This window comes from Fusibacter sp. A1, assembly GCF_004125825.1.
Classification (GTDB): domain Bacteria; phylum Bacillota; class Clostridia; order Peptostreptococcales; family Acidaminobacteraceae; genus QQWI01.
The window spans coordinates 36,709-54,539 of the sequence record NZ_QQWI01000010.1 but is presented as its reverse complement, the minus strand read 5'-3'; the positions used below and the strand labels follow the sequence as shown (position 1 = coordinate 54,539).

At 42.8% G+C, this 17,831-nt stretch carries 13 protein-coding genes and 1 other annotated feature; of the genes, 2 read left to right on the top strand and 11 right to left on the bottom strand.

What is annotated here, in order from left to right; genetic code table 11:
• Nucleotides 1-51: 51 nt before the first annotated feature.
• A complete protein-coding gene (locus DWB64_RS14470) occupies nucleotides 52-2,052 on the bottom strand; it encodes a class I tRNA ligase family protein (RefSeq protein ID WP_129488969.1) in 2,001 nt (666 codons plus the stop codon).
• A gap of 56 nt (nucleotides 2,053-2,108) precedes the next feature.
• Nucleotides 2,109-2,331, bottom strand: a binding site (T-box leader).
• A gap of 126 nt (nucleotides 2,332-2,457) precedes the next feature.
• Nucleotides 2,458-4,035, bottom strand: coding sequence for a hypothetical protein (locus DWB64_RS14465; protein WP_129488968.1), 1,578 nt, complete (start codon nucleotides 4,033-4,035; stop codon nucleotides 2,458-2,460).
• Between the two features lie 241 nt (nucleotides 4,036-4,276).
• Between DWB64_RS14465 and DWB64_RS14460 the strand changes: the two genes are divergently transcribed.
• Nucleotides 4,277-5,785: a DUF1846 domain-containing protein gene (locus DWB64_RS14460; RefSeq protein WP_129488967.1), complete on the top strand. Its 1,509-nt coding sequence runs from the start codon at nucleotides 4,277-4,279 to the stop codon at nucleotides 5,783-5,785.
• A 57-nt stretch (nucleotides 5,786-5,842) separates the two neighbouring features.
• Here the strand turns inward: DWB64_RS14460 and DWB64_RS14455 are convergent, their stop codons facing one another.
• The 4 genes from DWB64_RS14455 to DWB64_RS14440 all read right to left on the bottom strand — a co-directional run bounded on the left by DWB64_RS14455 (nucleotide 5,843) and on the right by DWB64_RS14440 (nucleotide 10,294).
• Nucleotides 5,843-6,940, bottom strand: coding sequence for a protease inhibitor I42 family protein (locus tag DWB64_RS14455; protein ID WP_129488966.1), 1,098 nt, complete (start codon nucleotides 6,938-6,940; stop codon nucleotides 5,843-5,845).
• A gap of 119 nt (nucleotides 6,941-7,059) precedes the next feature.
• On the bottom strand, nucleotides 7,060-7,926 hold the full coding sequence (locus DWB64_RS14450) for a transporter substrate-binding domain-containing protein (RefSeq protein WP_129488965.1): 867 nt from the start codon (nucleotides 7,924-7,926) through the stop codon (nucleotides 7,060-7,062).
• 179 nt (nucleotides 7,927-8,105) lie between these two features.
• Nucleotides 8,106-9,569, bottom strand: a complete 1,464-nt coding sequence (locus DWB64_RS14445) for a PDC sensor domain-containing protein (protein ID WP_129488964.1) — start codon at nucleotides 9,567-9,569, stop codon at nucleotides 8,106-8,108.
• A gap of 161 nt (nucleotides 9,570-9,730) precedes the next feature.
• Nucleotides 9,731-10,294: a GNAT family N-acetyltransferase gene (locus tag DWB64_RS14440; RefSeq protein ID WP_129488963.1), complete on the bottom strand. Its 564-nt coding sequence runs from the start codon at nucleotides 10,292-10,294 to the stop codon at nucleotides 9,731-9,733.
• Between the two features lie 184 nt (nucleotides 10,295-10,478).
• On the opposite strand from DWB64_RS14440, the gene DWB64_RS14435 reads away from it, so the two are divergent.
• The gene (locus DWB64_RS14435) at nucleotides 10,479-10,940 is read left to right on the top strand and encodes a helix-turn-helix domain-containing protein (RefSeq protein ID WP_129488962.1); all 462 of its coding nucleotides are present in this window, start codon (nucleotides 10,479-10,481) and stop codon (nucleotides 10,938-10,940) included.
• A gap of 105 nt (nucleotides 10,941-11,045) precedes the next feature.
• On the opposite strand, the gene DWB64_RS14430 is transcribed toward DWB64_RS14435, so the two are convergent.
• The 5 genes from DWB64_RS14430 to DWB64_RS14410 all read right to left on the bottom strand — a co-directional run bounded on the left by DWB64_RS14430 (nucleotide 11,046) and on the right by DWB64_RS14410 (nucleotide 17,692).
• On the bottom strand, nucleotides 11,046-12,179 hold the full coding sequence (locus DWB64_RS14430) for a GGDEF domain-containing protein (protein WP_129488961.1): 1,134 nt from the start codon (nucleotides 12,177-12,179) through the stop codon (nucleotides 11,046-11,048).
• A 108-nt stretch (nucleotides 12,180-12,287) separates the two neighbouring features.
• Nucleotides 12,288-13,280 (bottom strand): hypothetical protein, encoded by a 993-nt coding sequence (locus DWB64_RS14425; RefSeq protein WP_129488960.1) that lies wholly within the window; start codon nucleotides 13,278-13,280, stop codon nucleotides 12,288-12,290.
• Nucleotides 13,281-13,402: 122 nt separating this feature from the next.
• A complete protein-coding gene (locus DWB64_RS14420) occupies nucleotides 13,403-15,151 on the bottom strand; it encodes a sigma-54-dependent Fis family transcriptional regulator (protein ID WP_129488959.1) in 1,749 nt (582 codons plus the stop codon).
• A 17-nt stretch (nucleotides 15,152-15,168) separates the two neighbouring features.
• A complete protein-coding gene (locus tag DWB64_RS14415; RefSeq protein WP_129488958.1) occupies nucleotides 15,169-16,278 on the bottom strand; it encodes an NAD/NADP octopine/nopaline dehydrogenase family protein in 1,110 nt (369 codons plus the stop codon).
• Nucleotides 16,279-16,300: 22 nt separating this feature from the next.
• A complete protein-coding gene (locus DWB64_RS14410) occupies nucleotides 16,301-17,692 on the bottom strand; it encodes a YjiH family protein (protein ID WP_129488957.1) in 1,392 nt (463 codons plus the stop codon).
• Nucleotides 17,693-17,831: the final 139 nt, after the last annotated feature.

Genomic DNA, 17,831 nt, shown 5'->3' with positions numbered 1-17,831 from the left:
AAGGTGTACTATCAATAGCGACCAATTAATAGTATACACGATTCTTTCGCCTTATGCTTGACTGTCGCCAAATTGGCATTCGTGCTTTTTAAAGAAATCAAATTTTGGTTCGATAAACTTAAGTCTATGGTTTTCAGAATCATCCATATGAACCGATGTCGGTTTAAGAATATGGTCCCAAGACCATACGGTTTCATTCAGGTTCAGATATTCTCTCGCATGCTCCGCACTTTCCGGTACGATCGGATGCAAGAGTGTAAGTGTCGTTTTCACGCCATAGAACGAATCGGCAAGGATACGCTCCCTATGGAGGTTGTCATCATTGTCATCTGCAATCTTCATTTCTCTGGCCCAGTATTTGCTAAGCGACCGAATCAGACTGTCGAGCGTGTAGATAACCCGATGGAATTCTTGGCGTGCCATATTCGCTTCGTATTCAAGCACACCTTTTTCAACGATATTAAGGATTTCCTCAGAAACCTCATGTGTCGGTATGACAGAATCCGTATATTTCTGAGCGGTGTAGAAGCAAGATCTCACAAGACGGTTGAAGACATTCGTCAACAGATTTCCATCTTTAAGCACCACGTCCGCCTCTGCCGGATTGCTGTTGGGATCAAATGGTTTAGGATTGAAGCTCACACTCTTCTTGGACAGTCCCAGACTTAAAAAGTGCATGCGAAGCTGATCTTTAGTGTAGTACTCCAAGAGCTCATCAGCCATCGGCGGCTTAATTTCTCCAGAGCTGCTCGCTTTTGTATCGAGGAACAGCAGATGGCAGTTCGCAATAAGTTCCGGGAAGTTCACCTCATTTAAATCTCTTTTTTCATCTGGACCGATGCCAAGATAAGCGAGCAGCATTCCCATTTCTGCGATACCGTAGAAGTAGATGTTGTCTTCTCCAATGAACTGATAGACTTTCGTCTCGTCAGCGATCCACCAGTCCTTCCAATCCGCCGGATCCTTTCCGATGGATTCAAGATAGGCTTTTGTGAACGATACCGGTGCCCATAGCGATTCAGGCCATACCCAGAAGGTCAAATCATTCAAGTCCTCTTTATTTGGAACAGGAACGCCCCAGTCGATATTACCGGACAATCTGAAAGGAACCAGTGTTTTGCCAGTTCTGAAACGGATCGAACTCGCTTCTAAAATGGCTCTTGCATCATCCCGATCGCTCAGAGAATCAAACTCATAGGTTACCGACGGTTTTTTAGGCTCGTCGATCAGCGTGCAGTTCTTTAGTTCAATACCGGCTTCTACTAGTTTTTCCTGCTCTTTACGAGTGACATAGATTGCCGGATCCTTTAAAAACTCATCCGTGATATTTAAGACCATGGGTCTAACTTTTTTCTCTTTACGTTGCCTGTCCACCATTTTTTTCAGTTGCTCAGTATACTCGTCCAAAATGAAGTACCAGTTTGACACATTCTTAAGCTCAGGTTTGACACCCGAAAGGATACTGACAGGATTGATCAGTTCGCTAGGCATATACTGATGCCCTAGGGCGCATTCATCGGCATAAGCCTTATCCGATTTACATCCTTCGAACGGGCACTCTCCAAGGACTTGGCGTCCGTTAAGGTACTCGTTCTCCACAGGATCGAAAAACTGCAGAGAAGACATCTTTTTCAGGTAGCCGCCCTCATACATGGTGTCGAACAGTTTTTTTGATACTTCATTATGAATTTCTCCGCTTCTTCCAAATGCTGAGGAAGTGTAGAGACTGGGCGAAACATCATAGTCATTTAAAATATTTTTTTGAATCATGTGGAATCTGTATACGTAATCGTGCATCGTGATGTTTTCACCAGTTTCGTCGATATGTTTCTTATAACTTGCAACGATCGGCGAACCATAGCAGTCCGTGCCGGATACGAAGATGACATTCTCTTTACCGATCCTATCTTTTAAGAATCTGCTGAAGGTGTCTGCGTGAATGAACACACCACCGATATGCCCGAAGTGTAATGATTTGTTACCGTAGGGCATACCTGCTGTGATCACTGCCCTTTTTGGAAATTCCGGTCTAGGTCTTTTGAATTCTTTCATAGTTGCTGCCTCCTTTATATAAGCTTACAAAAACAAAAACGCCCCTACGTATAAAACGTAGGGGCGATATAGTCGCGGTGCCACCCTAATTTGCTGCTAAGCCTCGATCGAGCACAACTGATGCTCCGGTTCTGTAACGTGAACTCACGTCGCCACATCACCAACCGATCCGCAGCGCAGCTCCAAGCCTTGTTTCCCGCGCATGTCCAGTGCCCTTTTCCACCATCGGGGCTCTCTTTGACCTTCTTTACACAGTACTCTTCTCTTCATTGCCTTTAATAGTCTGATTATATGAGTAGATTCATATGCTGTCAATAGTCAGATCGTATATTCCACACTTTCTTCATCCAGCGAGCGCTTATCTAGTCATCGGTGAATGAGATCACGACCTTTGAGTAATCAATTTTACAAGGTCATCTGCAAAAAATAGTCAATCGGCACATAGATATTGACTGTGACGATATATAACAGTACCACAGAGAGGGTAAACACGGTTACCTTCGCGTACTTTCCAGAAATCAGAAACTGACCGATAGCTAGTTTTAAAATGACAGCACTGACTAGAAAAATCCCTGCAAGTACTAGATAGAGCCCTAAACGCACACTTAAAAGCGTAGGAAGATATGCGAGCATAACCGAGTTTTTGACAAAAAGATATTCAATGATAAATATCATATAGACTGCACTGACAAGAATGATAAAAGGAACGGTCATCTTTGAAATAAGCTTGTTCTCCCAATATTTTTTTTCGAAATAGAAGCAAAGATAGATCGCCATCAGGATGATCACAAAATAAGGGAGAGCAAGATGTGAGATGATGATCGCCGCACTGGCGAATGTGAACCAGGCAGATGTGAGATAATCCATCATATCGGGCCCCTTGTCAATTACACTGCTCGATGTCGTAGTCGCATTCAGTTCTTTTCCGCCTGATTTTACGTTGATCCAATAGAAGTAGTCCGCCTCCTCTGATTTTACATAGAGCGGCATCGCGCTTACGTGAAGGCTCCTGGTCATTCGTTCCGAATCAACGAGCTTTGATTCGGTATTTAACCTAAAATAATCCGCATAATTCGAAGTAAATCGTTTCACTGCCAAATCGAATGACGAAGGTCTTATCTCAATAATCAAGGCGCCTTTTTTTAGGTTCCTATTCTGAAGTTCGAACACTTTCTTCGCACTTAGGTTCTCATCTAGAACGACACCCTTATACGTTACAACTTCATTCACTCCACTCCCATCTGTCCTCATCAATAGAACACCCAAAAGTCCATCATTTAGCTTAGCGTCAATAAAATTGTCCGTTGACAAAGAGAGCGTTTCTGTTAAATTCACACTGATAATTTCGTGTGTGTCAATTCTGTAGTTTGTGACATGGGTTTCAAACTTCGCCAAGTCCCTGCGGTTATCGACTACTGTAATGTAGTTTTCACCAACCACAAGCTCAAGTTGGTTAACATTTCCATTAAATAGCAACTGCATACCGCCATCAGGAATCAACAAATAGATTTGTGAGTCCTGCTCAAAAACGACATACCCTTCCTCACCATCAAACTTGATGACATTTTCTGCAATACGCCTGTCGCTGGTGATGGTTCCATCGACAAGGCTGATTCGAGTCCTATAAAGGACATAATCACCGAATGTCAGTATAGACAGCTCCCGTTCGTCAACCGATTCGATCTTAAGCTGCCAGATTGCTCTTTCGATAAACACCGATTTGAACGCATCCACAGGAGCATTTTGCTTGTTAAAGAGCCTTATGTCCAGCTCATTTGCCTCTATCCCCACAGAAATCAGATTGTCACCGTATTTTACATAATCTATGGGAGCGTATTTTCGAATGATCTGGTCTTCATAAAACGTGACCACTGCTTCCTCATGCCAAGTCTTCGATGGTGGTCGCCCTAGCAAATTAGCTACATAGTTGACAGGAAGCGTGAAAAGCAAGAGTACGATCAGTATAATTGCAATCAGTCGCATAAAAACCTCCTTTTGCACCTACTTATCCTTTGTTGCTATATCTATTACCCGATTCGTCGGTTTATATCCGCTTATAATTTTTACTGTTTTGTTAAGAAAATCAGTTGCTTCTGCCAAACACGTAAATTGTCGTACCTTATTGATCCGTTGACAAATTAGATTTTCCTTGGTATTTGACAAAATGTACGTAGACAAACAAACCATATGCATGATAGATTAAAGAAAACCATTGGAGGTTATTATGAAAAAAGGATTTGATTCTGAAAAATATCTTGAGGAACAGTCAAAGTACATTCTTGAACGCGTCAATAATTTCGATAAACTTTATCTGGAGTTTGGCGGCAAGATGATATTTGACATGCATGCCAAAAGAGTGTTGCCCGGTTTTGATGAAAACGCAAAGATAAAACTGCTCAATAAGTTGAAGGACAAGTTGGAAGTCATCGTTTGTGTCTATGCGGGTGATATAGAAAGAAATAAGATGAGAGGCGACTTCGGTATCTCTTATGACATCGACGTACTCAAACTTATTGACGATTTGAGAAACAATGACCTAGAAATCAATAGCGTGGTCATCACAAGATTTGACAACCAGCCTGCAACAACGGCATTTATCAATAAACTGGAGCACAAAGGAATCAAAGTCTATAAGCACACCGCCACAAAGGGATATCCGACAGATGTGGATACCATCGTAAGTGACGAGGGCTATGGTAAAAACGAATATGTAGAGACCACAAAGCCTATCGTTGTGGTAACCGCACCAGGTCCTGGTAGCGGTAAACTTGCGACTTGCCTCACACAGCTCTATCACGAGTATAAGATGGGCAACAGCGTTGGCTATTCAAAATTCGAAACCTTCCCAGTGTGGAACATGCCGCTTAAGCACCCGCTTAACATCGCATACGAAGCGGCAACCGTGGATCTGAAGGACGTCAACATGGTGGACTCCTTCCACCTAGAAGCCTACGGAGAAGTTACCGTCAACTACAATCGCGATATCGAAACGTTCCCTGTACTTAAGCGGATCATCGAAAAGATAACCGGAACAGACTCCATGTACCAGTCACCAACGGATATGGGCGTCAACCGAATCGCTTTTGGCATCACCGATGATGAGGCTATCAAAGAAGCTTCTCGACAAGAAATCATCCGACGTTACTTCAAGACGGGCTGCGAATACAAAAAAGGCCAGTGCGACATCGACACCTTCAACCGATCGAAGATGATCATGGAGGAGCTTCAGCTTAAACCGACACATCGTGTCGTAGTTGAACCCGCGCGAGCTTATGCCGAGCAGTTGGCGATAAAATACGATACCGACACCGCTGTTCCTGTTGTAGCACTCGAACTCAACAATGGAGAGATCGTAACAGGGAAGAACGGACAGGCAATGGACGCGGCTGCCGCATGTGTGATCAACGCCCTTAAGAAACACGCCGGAATTTCTGATGATGTTCATCTTCTGTCACCGGCGATCCTCAATCCGATCATCAAGCTTAAGACCGAATCCTTAGGTGACAAACGCTCGCTTCTCAGTTTAGAGGAAGTACTGATCGCCCTTTCAATAAGTGCGGCCTTTAATCCGATGGCGCAAGTCGCTCTTGACCACCTATCCGACCTACGCGGATGTGAGACACATGCGACCGTGATTCTACACGCAAACAATGAGGCAACTTTGCGAAACTTGGGAATCGAGCTGACATGCGACGCTCAGTTCGCATCAAGCAGTCTCTTCTACGGCAACTGATTCGAAAACATAATAAAAACGGCTACTGTTATTTCGCAGTAGCCGTTTTCTTGTTTATTAGTAAATGATATATCCACTTGTCTGTCCCGGTATGCTCATTGTCATCATCATCGGACTGATCACATGAATGAACTCCCCTTCAACCACTTTTTTATTCATAAACGTATAAGCAGGTGACGTATGGATAATGGTCTGAAGCATGATATCATCTGAATCCATGTCACTTGTTAGTGTAATGCTCATCATTCCTGTCTCATCATACTTGATTTCTTTAACGTAACCTGAATGAAGCGCCATTTCACGGTCATTAAGCTTCAAGTTTCCTTCTTCAATGATTAGACCCTTGCTCAAGATAACATTGAAGAACTCCGCTGGCACAAGTGTTCTTCCATCTACGATGACTGGAGCGGCACTAAGAGGCGACTGCGCCATCCTATTTTTGAAATAGGCGTTCACACCGATTTTGATAGACGTCCACTGGGCACCCTTTAAGATTTCCACTGAGCTCGTTTCGCCGTTCCACTTGACCTCATAACCCATTTCTTCAAGTGTGCTTCTAAGCGGAATCATCATGATCCCATCAATGAGTTGTACGGGTACATCCGAAATGATTTGTGTATCATTGTAGTACACTGAACTTGTCGTATAAAGTACAGGCTTAACATCATCCATCGCATAGACTGGTTTGTCTTCTTCAACAAAGAGCTTGTCGCCATTTTTGTAGACAAGAATATTCAACGTATCGATGCTTACTTCTTCCCAGGCTCTTTTGTAAGAGAATGTGATCGTTGAAACGCCTTCCCCGTTCACTGTAAAAGTAAACTCATGTTTTCCTGGAGCACCGACCAATTGAGTTTCTGACGCCGTTTGAATATCTGTGATAAAGCTCAAATGTTGCTCGTCCTTTATTTCATAGATCCAGGAATAGCCTGTTGAGCTATTCTCGTCAAGGATGATGGTAAACTTATCTCCATCTTGAATAACATCGAATCTCACAGCATTTTCCCCTTGGTAAAGTGTAGGCACAGGTTCCTGGGTACCCGGTTCTGAAATCAATACAGGCATGATGCCCAAAGTATCATTCGAATCCGCAAAGGTCGACAGACCAGATGTCATCATTAACACTATCATCACTAAAGCAATTATTCTTTTCATTTGAATCCTCCATAAATCTCTGTTTTGTTTATAGTGATTGGACGCTCCAAATTTTAAAAAGTTCCCAAATCGACGATTGTTTTTACAAAAAAAAAGCAACTGAGAGTTCCAGCCGCTTTTCACCTTACATACTCCTCGATGGAGTCCCCTATTTCACTTAAGTTGTATACCTCAAGCATTTCTGCGATCGTACCGCTACGAACGAGCGCCTCATACACCTTGTCGTATTCATCCCTCAACCGAGCAAGCTCATTGGCTTTTGAAAAAGTAACGAAGGAATAGTTCATGGAAATGTACGGCTCAAGAGAAACAATCTCATCATCAGTGATATAACCGCCGGCAGCTAACGTGTTGGTGATGATCAGATCCACCCTTCCGTTTCTCAGCTTATCGATATTATCTTCATAATTGCTCGTTTCTTCAAAATTGAACTCACCATCATCCATCGCATCATCAATTAACTTGCCGTAAGAAAAATCATGCACAACACCGACCTTATATCCCTTTATGGATCCAAACGATCCGTCATATGGGATGTCTGAAGTCTTGAGTGCATAGAACTTGTCGATTTGTATCAAATAAGGAAACTCCGAATAATCCAGATAATTTTGCCTATCTTCTGTCAAAATCGTATCCAGTAGAACGTCGATTTCGCCATTTTCCATTGAAGACAAAAGCCTGGACCACGGCATTACCACAAACTCGTAGTCATATCCCAGCTCATCAAAAATCAGTTTTGTAAACTCAATTCCAGGTCCGACAAGTTCATCACCTTCCAGTCCGTAATACGGAAGCTTATTCCCGTGGCACCCTATCAGAATGACCCTCTCATCATAAGGGATCTTGCCACCCATCTGAACATCGTCGGTCGCATATTCAGTTTTGTCGATGGTTGCATCTTTTATCGCATCGTCAGTCGTCACGATTTTGGGGCTGCAACCTGCTAACAGCAATACCATCATAATAATTAGGGTGATTTTTTTCACCTTAGTACCTCCCGAACAGTAATACCCTTTTAGAGCATAGACTTTGTGATCATCCACTCTGGATCCTATTGAATGATACCCAAAATATCCACTCAAAATCAAGATAAGAAAAGCGCAGTTGTCAAAACAACTGCGCCTTAATCGTTCTATGTCCTAGACACCGGTTTTAGATTATTATATCAGTCCACAAAAATATCGATTCCGACTACACCGATGACCTCACCATCTAAGACGATCGTCTTAGAAATCGATTGTACAAATCTTCCTGAGGCAGCATCTTCGTAGAGTTCACCTATCATGGTTCCCTGTAAAAGGGCTTCAGTATACCAAGGTCTTTCCCTCGGATCGTAATTGTCAGGAAGTTCCTGATTCGGATACAGAATCATCTCCCCTTCACTAGTCGCATAATACAGATTCATCACTTCAAAATAAGAATCATAAACATAACTTTCGAACACTTCCTCTATCTCAGTCGTTTCAGTCAGTAAAGTCAGATCCTGAGCAATGTCATCAAGCATGAGCACCTGTTCTTCAATGAAATAGTTCACAGGAACATAGTCCTCATAATCCCCGCCATCCTCATAGGAACCATAGCCTGATAAGTCAGGAAACAACTCCATGATCGACATGCTGTTTTCATCGGTAAGTTCGGGGAACTCAATTTCTTTTGCATCGTAGTTCATCGCATAGACGGCACCCATCGTCATCTCAATTTCCGTGCCGATGGATTCATCGTCAATCTTCATCGTTAAATCAAGGGCCATATGGTTCACACGATAATTTTTATCATATCCAAGAATATAGGTATACGAGATGTTCTTCATCATCTCTTCGAACTCACTCAAGTTCATTTCTTCTTCAAAGCTTGCCTTTAAACCATCAAAGCCCGCCTGGTAGTCTTCAAAGCTTCCTACTTCATCGTCGATATCGTATTTTTTTACGATTTGATAGACGACTTCACTGTTTTTTGCTTGCTCAAATAAGGAGTTCATCATCCCTATCATCAAGTCAGTATCCAGATTTACTTTAACCGCTTTGCTTGTCACACTCTCACCATCGACAGTAAAGGTGTACTCATCCAAGAGTTCTAGGGAGTTTTCATCAATCAGCTTGATTATCTCGCCACTCAGTTTAGGCATAAACTCACTCGTCAGCGCTTCGAGATCTTGAACAATACTCTCGTAATCCAGTTCTACAGGAGCTTCTTGCTCTTCATTGAGCATACCTAACAGCTCAGGCAGGTCGATGACGATATAATTGGGCAGTAGCGGATAGTTGACAATCATACGGCTTCCATCAAAATAGAATTCAATCGCCATAGACATGCCGTTCATATCCAGCGTGTAATTCATCGCATAGTCACCAATTCTATCAGTGTCCTTATACTGCATATCACCGCTCATTTTAATGTTCTTGAACATACCGAGGTACTGTTCGATCATCGGATCCGTTTCACCGATGAACTCCATGCTCATATCACCTTCGAACTTCGCCGAATAGGCATCAAGGTTCAAACTTTCTTCATATAGTCTCTCTACGGTTTCTTTCGCACTCAGTTGTTTTTGACAAGCTACACCGGCCATAACCAGTGCCAAGATCAAAACAAAACTGAACACATGTCTTACTTTAAAATGACGTTTCATACTTGTCCTCCTGTTACCTATGCATTTATTAGGCAATTGCTCACCTGTTCCACAATTAGTAAAAACACTTCTGTTAAAACATTAACCATTATACATCAACTTCTCAAAACTTCGTGGTTTTTAAGATAAATTTAAGGTTTCATCATTTCCATGCATATCCACTAAATAATCGCACGCATATAATCCGTATTTGCAGTAAGGCTCATCACGTCTTCAAACCCGTGCTTTTCAAACATCTCTTTTGATCCTGTATACTGAGGACGGCCAGAGGCTGCCGATTTTAGGGGAAAAGCCTCTACGACTCCGTCGCCCTTTTTTCTGATAACCTCAATCGCAGCATTCAGCGCATAGGAAGCCAACTGTTCGTGTCTTCTATCCTTGTCTACAAAAATGCACGAAATGCGCCAATCCGGTTTCAAATGTGAAGGCAGGTCAAGTTTCGGATAGACTCTTCCAAAGTCATAGGATTTGAGACAACTCGGCTTACCGAATTGGCACCAGGCAACTGGTTCACTCCCGTCATAAACGATAATGCCGCAACCGTTTCCCGCCATGGTTTCATCGTGATACGCCATCCGCCTTTCTTCCTTGCTCAACTTATTGAACTCGACAGACCTTAGTCTGTGCCACATGCACCAGCAGCCACCATGCACACCCTTATGTTTTCCAAAAAGCTTTTCAAAATCATGCCATGTATCAGAAGTCAGTTCTTTACTTGTCAGCATAGTTCCCTCCCAGTCATTTGCAATACAACTTTTAATATTAGTGTACCACCAAATTTATTTTTACGCATGTGAAGTCTACGGATTACTCTATTTAGGATGCAACTATCAGTTGACAAAGTTCAAGTCGAAAATGGTGGTATGCAACCGGTAAATTTGCGATAATTAGGTAAAGAGGTGATATAGTATGATCAAACTAAGCACTCAACTGATTGAACTGAGAAAAAGCAGAGGTTACTCCCAAGAAGCCCTTGCGGATAAACTGGGTGTTTCCAGACAGGCTGTATCAAAATGGGAACGTGATGAAGCGCTACCTGATATTCATAACCTTTCTTTACTTGCAGACGTATTCAACATATCCATCGATGAGCTGGTGGGACGAGACTACTCTCATAGTAAAGCAAGTGATAGGATCGAGTCGGTCGATCTTCCACTTCTGATCAAGAAAAGGCGTAATTTCGTTACCTTTGTAGCCGTGGCTTCCATTATGATCTATCTGTTGTTAGGATTCATTTTTTCTCTATGGCATTACTATTTCATTATCTTTCTCAGCGTCGCACTTGCCCATGTAGGCTTTAACGCGTTTTACAAAGACGCATCAGTGCTACCTGAAAACGATGACCATCATAACGATTTTGATCATGAATGACCTATGTTCTCAAAACTCCATACATGACTCTTTGCACACTAAAAAAGCAGGCAAAATATCAATCACTGATTTTCTGCCTGCTTATTATATATAAATCCAAATGCCCTATTTGTGTTCTTTACATGCATGGTGCCTATTCTTCTGCTCATACATCCGCTCATCTATGACGCCGATGAGTTCCAGCAGATTCTCGTCTTTTGGCCGTTCCACAAATTGAAATCCTAGACTGTACTCAAGCTTGTAGGATTTTGTGCTCGTCTCGTTGAATTCCTTTACATTATTTGCAATCCGCTCTAGAACTTGTACACCCACGGCACTACTTTCAGATTCGATAATCAAAGTAAATTCATCTCCGCCGACCCTAGAAACCATGTCAACCTTGCGAACCGAATCTTCAAGCAACCGCGCAAAGGTTCTTAACAGCTCGTCTCCTTCATTATGCCCGAAACTATCGTTTACCGCCTTGAACTCGTCCAAATCGATAAGCGCTATCGTAAACGGCTTGTCGTGTCTGAGTTTTGAATGCAGTCTCTCATCGAACTGTCCACGCGAGTAAAGCAGCGTCAGCGAATCGTTTCTCATATCCTCCCTGATCATGAAGATGAAGATAAAGAGCATCAAAAGGCCATACATCGGCCAGATTCCAGGAACCCCATAGTAAAGAACCTGAATCAGGCTTCCAAGCATCGGAAAGAAGGTGAACATCAAAAACATCCTGATGATTCTCCCCGACACAGACCTTAGGTATTTGACAGTCCCGGAAACATAGGTCAGTAACACCGCATACTGAATTCCTACATTGAGATACATACCAAAGCCTCTTGAATAGACATTGAACTCGTCCACCGTAAAAACAAAATGACTCCAGAGATTGGATACGTTCAAGCATATCAGCATCGTCCATATGACCATATAGAGGAATCGACGCCTCTTGACCACCTTGTCACTACCCACTACGTGGTAGTCAAAAAAAGTAAATCCCAAAATCATCGGTAATGCATTCAAGCTATAGACCAGTGTTATCACAGTCACACTCAGTGTTTTGAATACTTGTCCCGGCTTATCCAGCACCAGCCATGAAGTGGCCTCTAGGACTGTCAAAACAATAATGCTAAGTACCATCAGCATATATACTTTGGTGGTTGTCTTCTTCTTCTCGACCATCACCATGACATACGCCAAAATAAACATTTGTATGATGAGGTTATATAAGTAGATGAATTGCTGCGTATGATCCATCTATCTGCTCCTTTTCCAATAGGCACTATGAGTATTCCTTCTAACAATCGAAACAACAACCCATTATAGCATGATTTTCAACGACAAGGAAAACTGTAATCCACCCCTTCACTTGTACAGGTTCATCTTAATCTTTAGCTGATTCAGATCCGCCTGCAACACCACTCTGGTTTCTTTGTGAACAAGCATCTCAAGATAAAGCTTGCTGTCGAGTTCCTTTAAGTCCTCTAGGTCTTTTATCAAGTTGTCGAACTCAACTTTCGCTGTAGCACTTAAGCGGTCAACCTGTTCTTTAATGACCTGTATACCCGTAATCACATCGGCAACCAACAGGTAATCCACTTCTTTTTCAACCACAGAAGCTTCTATTTGGCAGATTGTTTTCTGATCAAAGGATTCCCTTGTCCTTTGCTTCATATAAGGCCTGATGCTAGCTGCCAGATCGCCGAGTGAAAAGTCTTTTAAATCCTCAGCCGTACGGATCTGATAACCGTCTTCCAACACTCCAAGGATATACTGCCTGTCTTCGAGAGTGGCAAAGGACTCATAAGGTTTGATTAGTGTGTCAAGCGTCCTTTCAATGGCTACCGTGTCACGGTTGATTCGCTCCACGAGGCGCCGGTATTCGGGTTCAGTAAGCGGCAGTCCGTAGTTGAGTCTTTCGATTTCATTTTTCAAAAATCCGTTTTTCTTATTTTTATACACATCAAGCAGTAGAAGCTGTTCTTCCAGCACTCCCTTATCTAGCGCTTCTTCCACCTGGTGGCAGAATTCGTCGAATTTCTTCAGATCCTCTTCCAGTTTGTCAGCCGAAGCACTTTCAAAAAAGTGTTTCACGCATTCGCTACCGAGCCCCAGCTCCAGCTCTTTATCCACGTGCCTGATGATATAGAGGTGTTTGACCGAGCGACCACAGATGCAAGCCGCGCTTTGCTCACTGAAATGCTCTATTCTTGCCAAGAAAAAGCTGTCCCCTTCTTGAATAACGTTCATAAGCGGACTAGAAAATTTATCCTTTAGCGCTTGAATCGTTTTTGAAGGTCTAGAGAAGATTCTCCGGCGAAGCATTAAAATTTTTTTTTGCTCTATCGTGAGTGGCATAGGCACCTCCACTTCTCTCTGACAATTCGTAAAAAGCAACTCACATGATACGACACTTTAATTCTATTATATCAATAAAACCTTTACCATAAAAAAAGTCGTGATTTTCTCACGACTTTCGCTCAACCGATGCTATTTTTCAAATCCAACTCTTTCATTTTTCTATAAAGGGTCGCCACCGAAATTCCAAGCGATTTCGCAGCCATTTCCTTGGCAATCGTGCTATCTCCATATTTTATAAGCGCTTTTTCAATCAAACGCTGAGTGACTACCTCGATATTCAGATCCTCATCGTACTCCTGGGTTGGATGAACCAGATCAAAGGGCAGGGACGTTTGGGTGATCATATCGCCTGTGCTCATGTTGATTGAAAACTCGATCACATTTCTAAGCTCTCTCACATTGCCTTTCCAAGGATGTTCCATCAAGATACCCATCGCATTATCGCTGATTCCATTGATGTCTTTACCAATGCGGCTTGCATAGTAACTGATAAAATAATCCACCAAAAGTCTGATGTCGTCTTTTCGTTCCCTAAGCGGAGGGCTGGTGATCGGAATGACCTTGAGCCTATAGTACAGATCCTCTCTGAATCGGCCTTGCTTGACAAGATCCTCAAGTCGCTTGTTGGTCGCCGCAAGAATACGCACATCGACTTCTGTAGACTCAAGTCCACCGATCTTGTTGACTTGACGTTCCTGCAGTACCCTTAAGAGTTTGGACTGCAGGTGCAATGCCATTTCCCCGATTTCATCCAAAAAAATTGTTCCACCGCTCGCTAGTTGAAACTTTCCAATCTTGCCACCCTTCTTAGCGCCAGAAAAAGCGCCTTCCTCATAGCCGAACAACTCGGATTCCATCAAATCCTCTGGAATAGCCGAGCAGTTGATCGCCACAAAAGGGGCATTGCTTCTAGTCGATGTGTTATGGATCAGTCTTGCGATCACTTCCTTGCCTGTCCCTGTTTCACCGTCTATAAGCACCGTTGATGAACTGGATGCGATCTGCTTGATGCGTTCCTTCACCATATTGATCTGAGGGCTCTCCCCCACAAGATCGTCAAAGACGACGTCCATGCTATGGGTATACAGTTCGTTCATTTCCACTGCGACGTCTTTGATCGATTTGAAACTGAGCAGCGCGCCGTGGTCCTTTTGATCTACAATCACCGGTTTTGAACTCAACAGAAAATCATGGATCTTGTTCACCTTGACTTCTTTAAACTTCACTTCTTCACTGTCATTCAAAAGCTGATCTACAACATCGGCACATAAGACCTCGTTCAGATACTTAGGCTTTTTTCTTTTAAAGATGTTCTTGAAATTGAGATTGGTCTGAAGTATCTCACCGTCTCTTGAGACCAACACCAAAAAATCATCGATAGAATCAAGCACTACTTCCATCCTCTTCTTAAGAAGCGAGATTTCCTCTAGTGCCTGTTCCTCTTTTAACCTATTGGTCAGCAGTTCGATCATTCTATCGATAAACTTCAGATAGTTTTCTTGATTGTTGATCATTTTTTCTTTGTCATAGAGGGTATTGGCGATGATTCCGATACTCCCCAGTATTTTGGATTCGAAGAAAATGGGTATCCCTATGATCATTTCGACCATACACAGGTTTCTCTGAAGACAGCTGGCACATCCTGCGTTATGCTCTTTGGAGCTTAAGATGATCTGTTCCTTTTCAGCCATGACCTTGGCAAGGATCGAATCCTTCCTGATGCACTCCTCTTCTGAAACAGATGCCAGATCGCTGTCTCCGATGATTCTTAACGAACGGTCCACAATCAGAACATCAAGCTCCAAAACTCCACCGATGATATTTGCCGTTTGTGCCACATACTCCGAAATTCGTGTTAGGGATACCATTGCTCGCTCCTCGCTCTTTACCTATTCACAGCCCTTAAAATATCCTCTTTAGTCATATTGCCAAAGCCCATTTTATCTAAGGTCCTACCCGTCTTAAAGTAGTCCACATCATTGTAGGCGGAAGCTATCCTTATGCAGGATTCGACAATTGGAACCTCGATGCCAAGCAACTTGGAAAACTCATACACAGGAACAAGAAGATAGGGCACATCTTCTGTGATATACCTGCTGCTGGAAGAATCCGGGGCCGAATGTATCTTCCCATGGGTCACCGATGTCTTATTGAACTCGTACACGGATTTCGCATCGGTGTCGTATAGGGCGTTCATCATTTCAAGCTCGGGTCTTAAGTTAAGTCCAAAGCCCTTGCCTATTTCGATTCGCTCAAGCTCCATCTTCTCGGACACTTTGTCAGTCGACGGGGAGACGCAGTCGCAATAATAGTTGAAATGGCCCTTAAAGTTTTCAAGTAATCCCATATTGAGCGTCGTGATAAGTGGATGCCCGCCGAAATTGATGTTTTCAAGACCTGCTTCAATTACATTCTCAAGCAGTCTCACCTCAATCGGAAAGAACTCGTTGATTTTCACAATCGCTTCTTTCTCTTTGGATTTCGGATGCACCGCTGCGTAGATGAATTCCTTGATCCCCATGATTCCCACCCTACCAGGGTCCGACAACCTACATGCCCATGGAATTGTCATCGCATCCACAAAGGTCAGATTAAGATCTGAATACCCTCTTGCTTTCTTGTGGTTTTCAAGGGCAAGACTCGCGTAATTTCCCGGTAGAGAAAACAGGATATGTTCCTCAGTTAAAAAAGGCAGCATCATGTCAAAAAGTACTTCCTGGGCAAATGACGGAACAATCATCACCAGCATGTTCGAATAGGTCAGTGCCTCTTCGATTTTTGTGGTTACCCTGTCGATCCGTTCAAAACCTTGTAAAATGAGTTCTACCTCACTCAGCTCACTTAGTGCCTCGATACCGCCGCTTGACTGTATCGCCTTAAGCTGTGTGTCAAAACCTTCCTGATCATATAGGCAAACATCGTTTCCTAGTTTTGAGAAATGGTAGGCGGCGGTCACACCGCCGTTTCCTGCACCGATCACTGTTATTCTATTCATTTGATCACCTCATCATCAACGGCTAATAGACGCCGAAAACATTGGTGAAGAGAACGATAAGCGGTAACGCGATTAGCGTCTTTTCCATAAACAGCACTGCTAAGTGTTTAATGTTTAAAGGAATCTTAGACCCGATCAAGACCGCACCCATTTCTGACAGGTAGACGATTTGAACAAGCGACAAAATTCCGATGATAAATCTTGTTTTAGCGGATACGATCGAACTGGCCACGATGGCAGGCAAGAACATATCTGCAAATCCTATGATAGTGGCTGGAGCCGCTTCAAACGCTTCAGGAACACCTAATAGCTTAAGATAGTAACCCATCGGATAAGAGATCCAGGTGAATATCGGAGTATACTCAGACAGCACGAGCGCCACGATGGCAATTGCCATGATTGTAGGTGCCAGTGATAAGAATAAATCCAGATATGTTTTGGACCCCTGAACGACCACATCCTTGATACCGCCGCCTTCTCTTGCTTTTACCACAGATTTTTTGAAAGCCCAGGCATACTTATTAAGGCCGGTTGGTGCGATTTCTTGTGTTTGATAAGGAATATCGTTGTAGGTCGATTGATCAAACGTCGACAGGGGTGGAATGCGGACCATGATCATGGTTGAAATGATTCCAACAAGAACTAGAATTCCGTAAAAGATCATGAACTTGTCACCGACATCAAGCGTATTGGCGATCACTAGGCAGAAGGGAAGTGAAACTGCGGAGAACATCGTTGAAATCACAGCCGCTTCTCTTGCATTGTAGTGACCTGAAACATATTGTCTTATCGTAATCAAAATTCCAGTACTGTTGCCGCCTATCCAAGAAGTGACCAGGTCGACCGTACTTCTACCAGGCAGCTTGAATAATGGATAAGTAAGTCCCCTAAAGATCGTGCCCGTGAAGTCCATAATCCCGTAATCTGAAATCAGAGGAATCGTATAGCAGGTAATAAAGAAAGTAACGAAGATCGTGAACATCAGATCCATCGCCAAGAATCCTGTATTGCCGTTTGCAACCATTGCAAATAAAGTTCCCTGAGGTTCAAAAATCAAGACCAGAGCAAAAATAACGGATAAGGAACGAAGGATTAGTCCGATGATGCCGACTTTAAAAATACCGGACCAGAAGGTGCTGTTTTCAATCGCCTTGAACTTAAAAATCTTATGCGCGATGGTAATAAAGGACGACAGGATGACCACACCATAGATGATTGACATTCCAAAAGGTTTAAAGACACCCTTAAAGAAATCGATCAGATAGCCTAAGGGGATATTCACTGCTCCATCTCTGATTACAGGAAACAAGAATAAAAACACACCAATTAAGGAAGGAATTAAAAATTTCATATAATCTTTGTTGCTGAGCTTTTCATGACTGTGCTCTTCATTGATCAAAATTCTTTTCTCCATGATTAACCTCCACAATTTCTACAAATTGATTTCAACAGATCGCGATCACTTCACATATGTGACTTTATATACTGCAATTCACATGCCAACTGTGGAAAGGCCTGTTTACTTACCTTTTGATCAAATCGCTGGATTTATT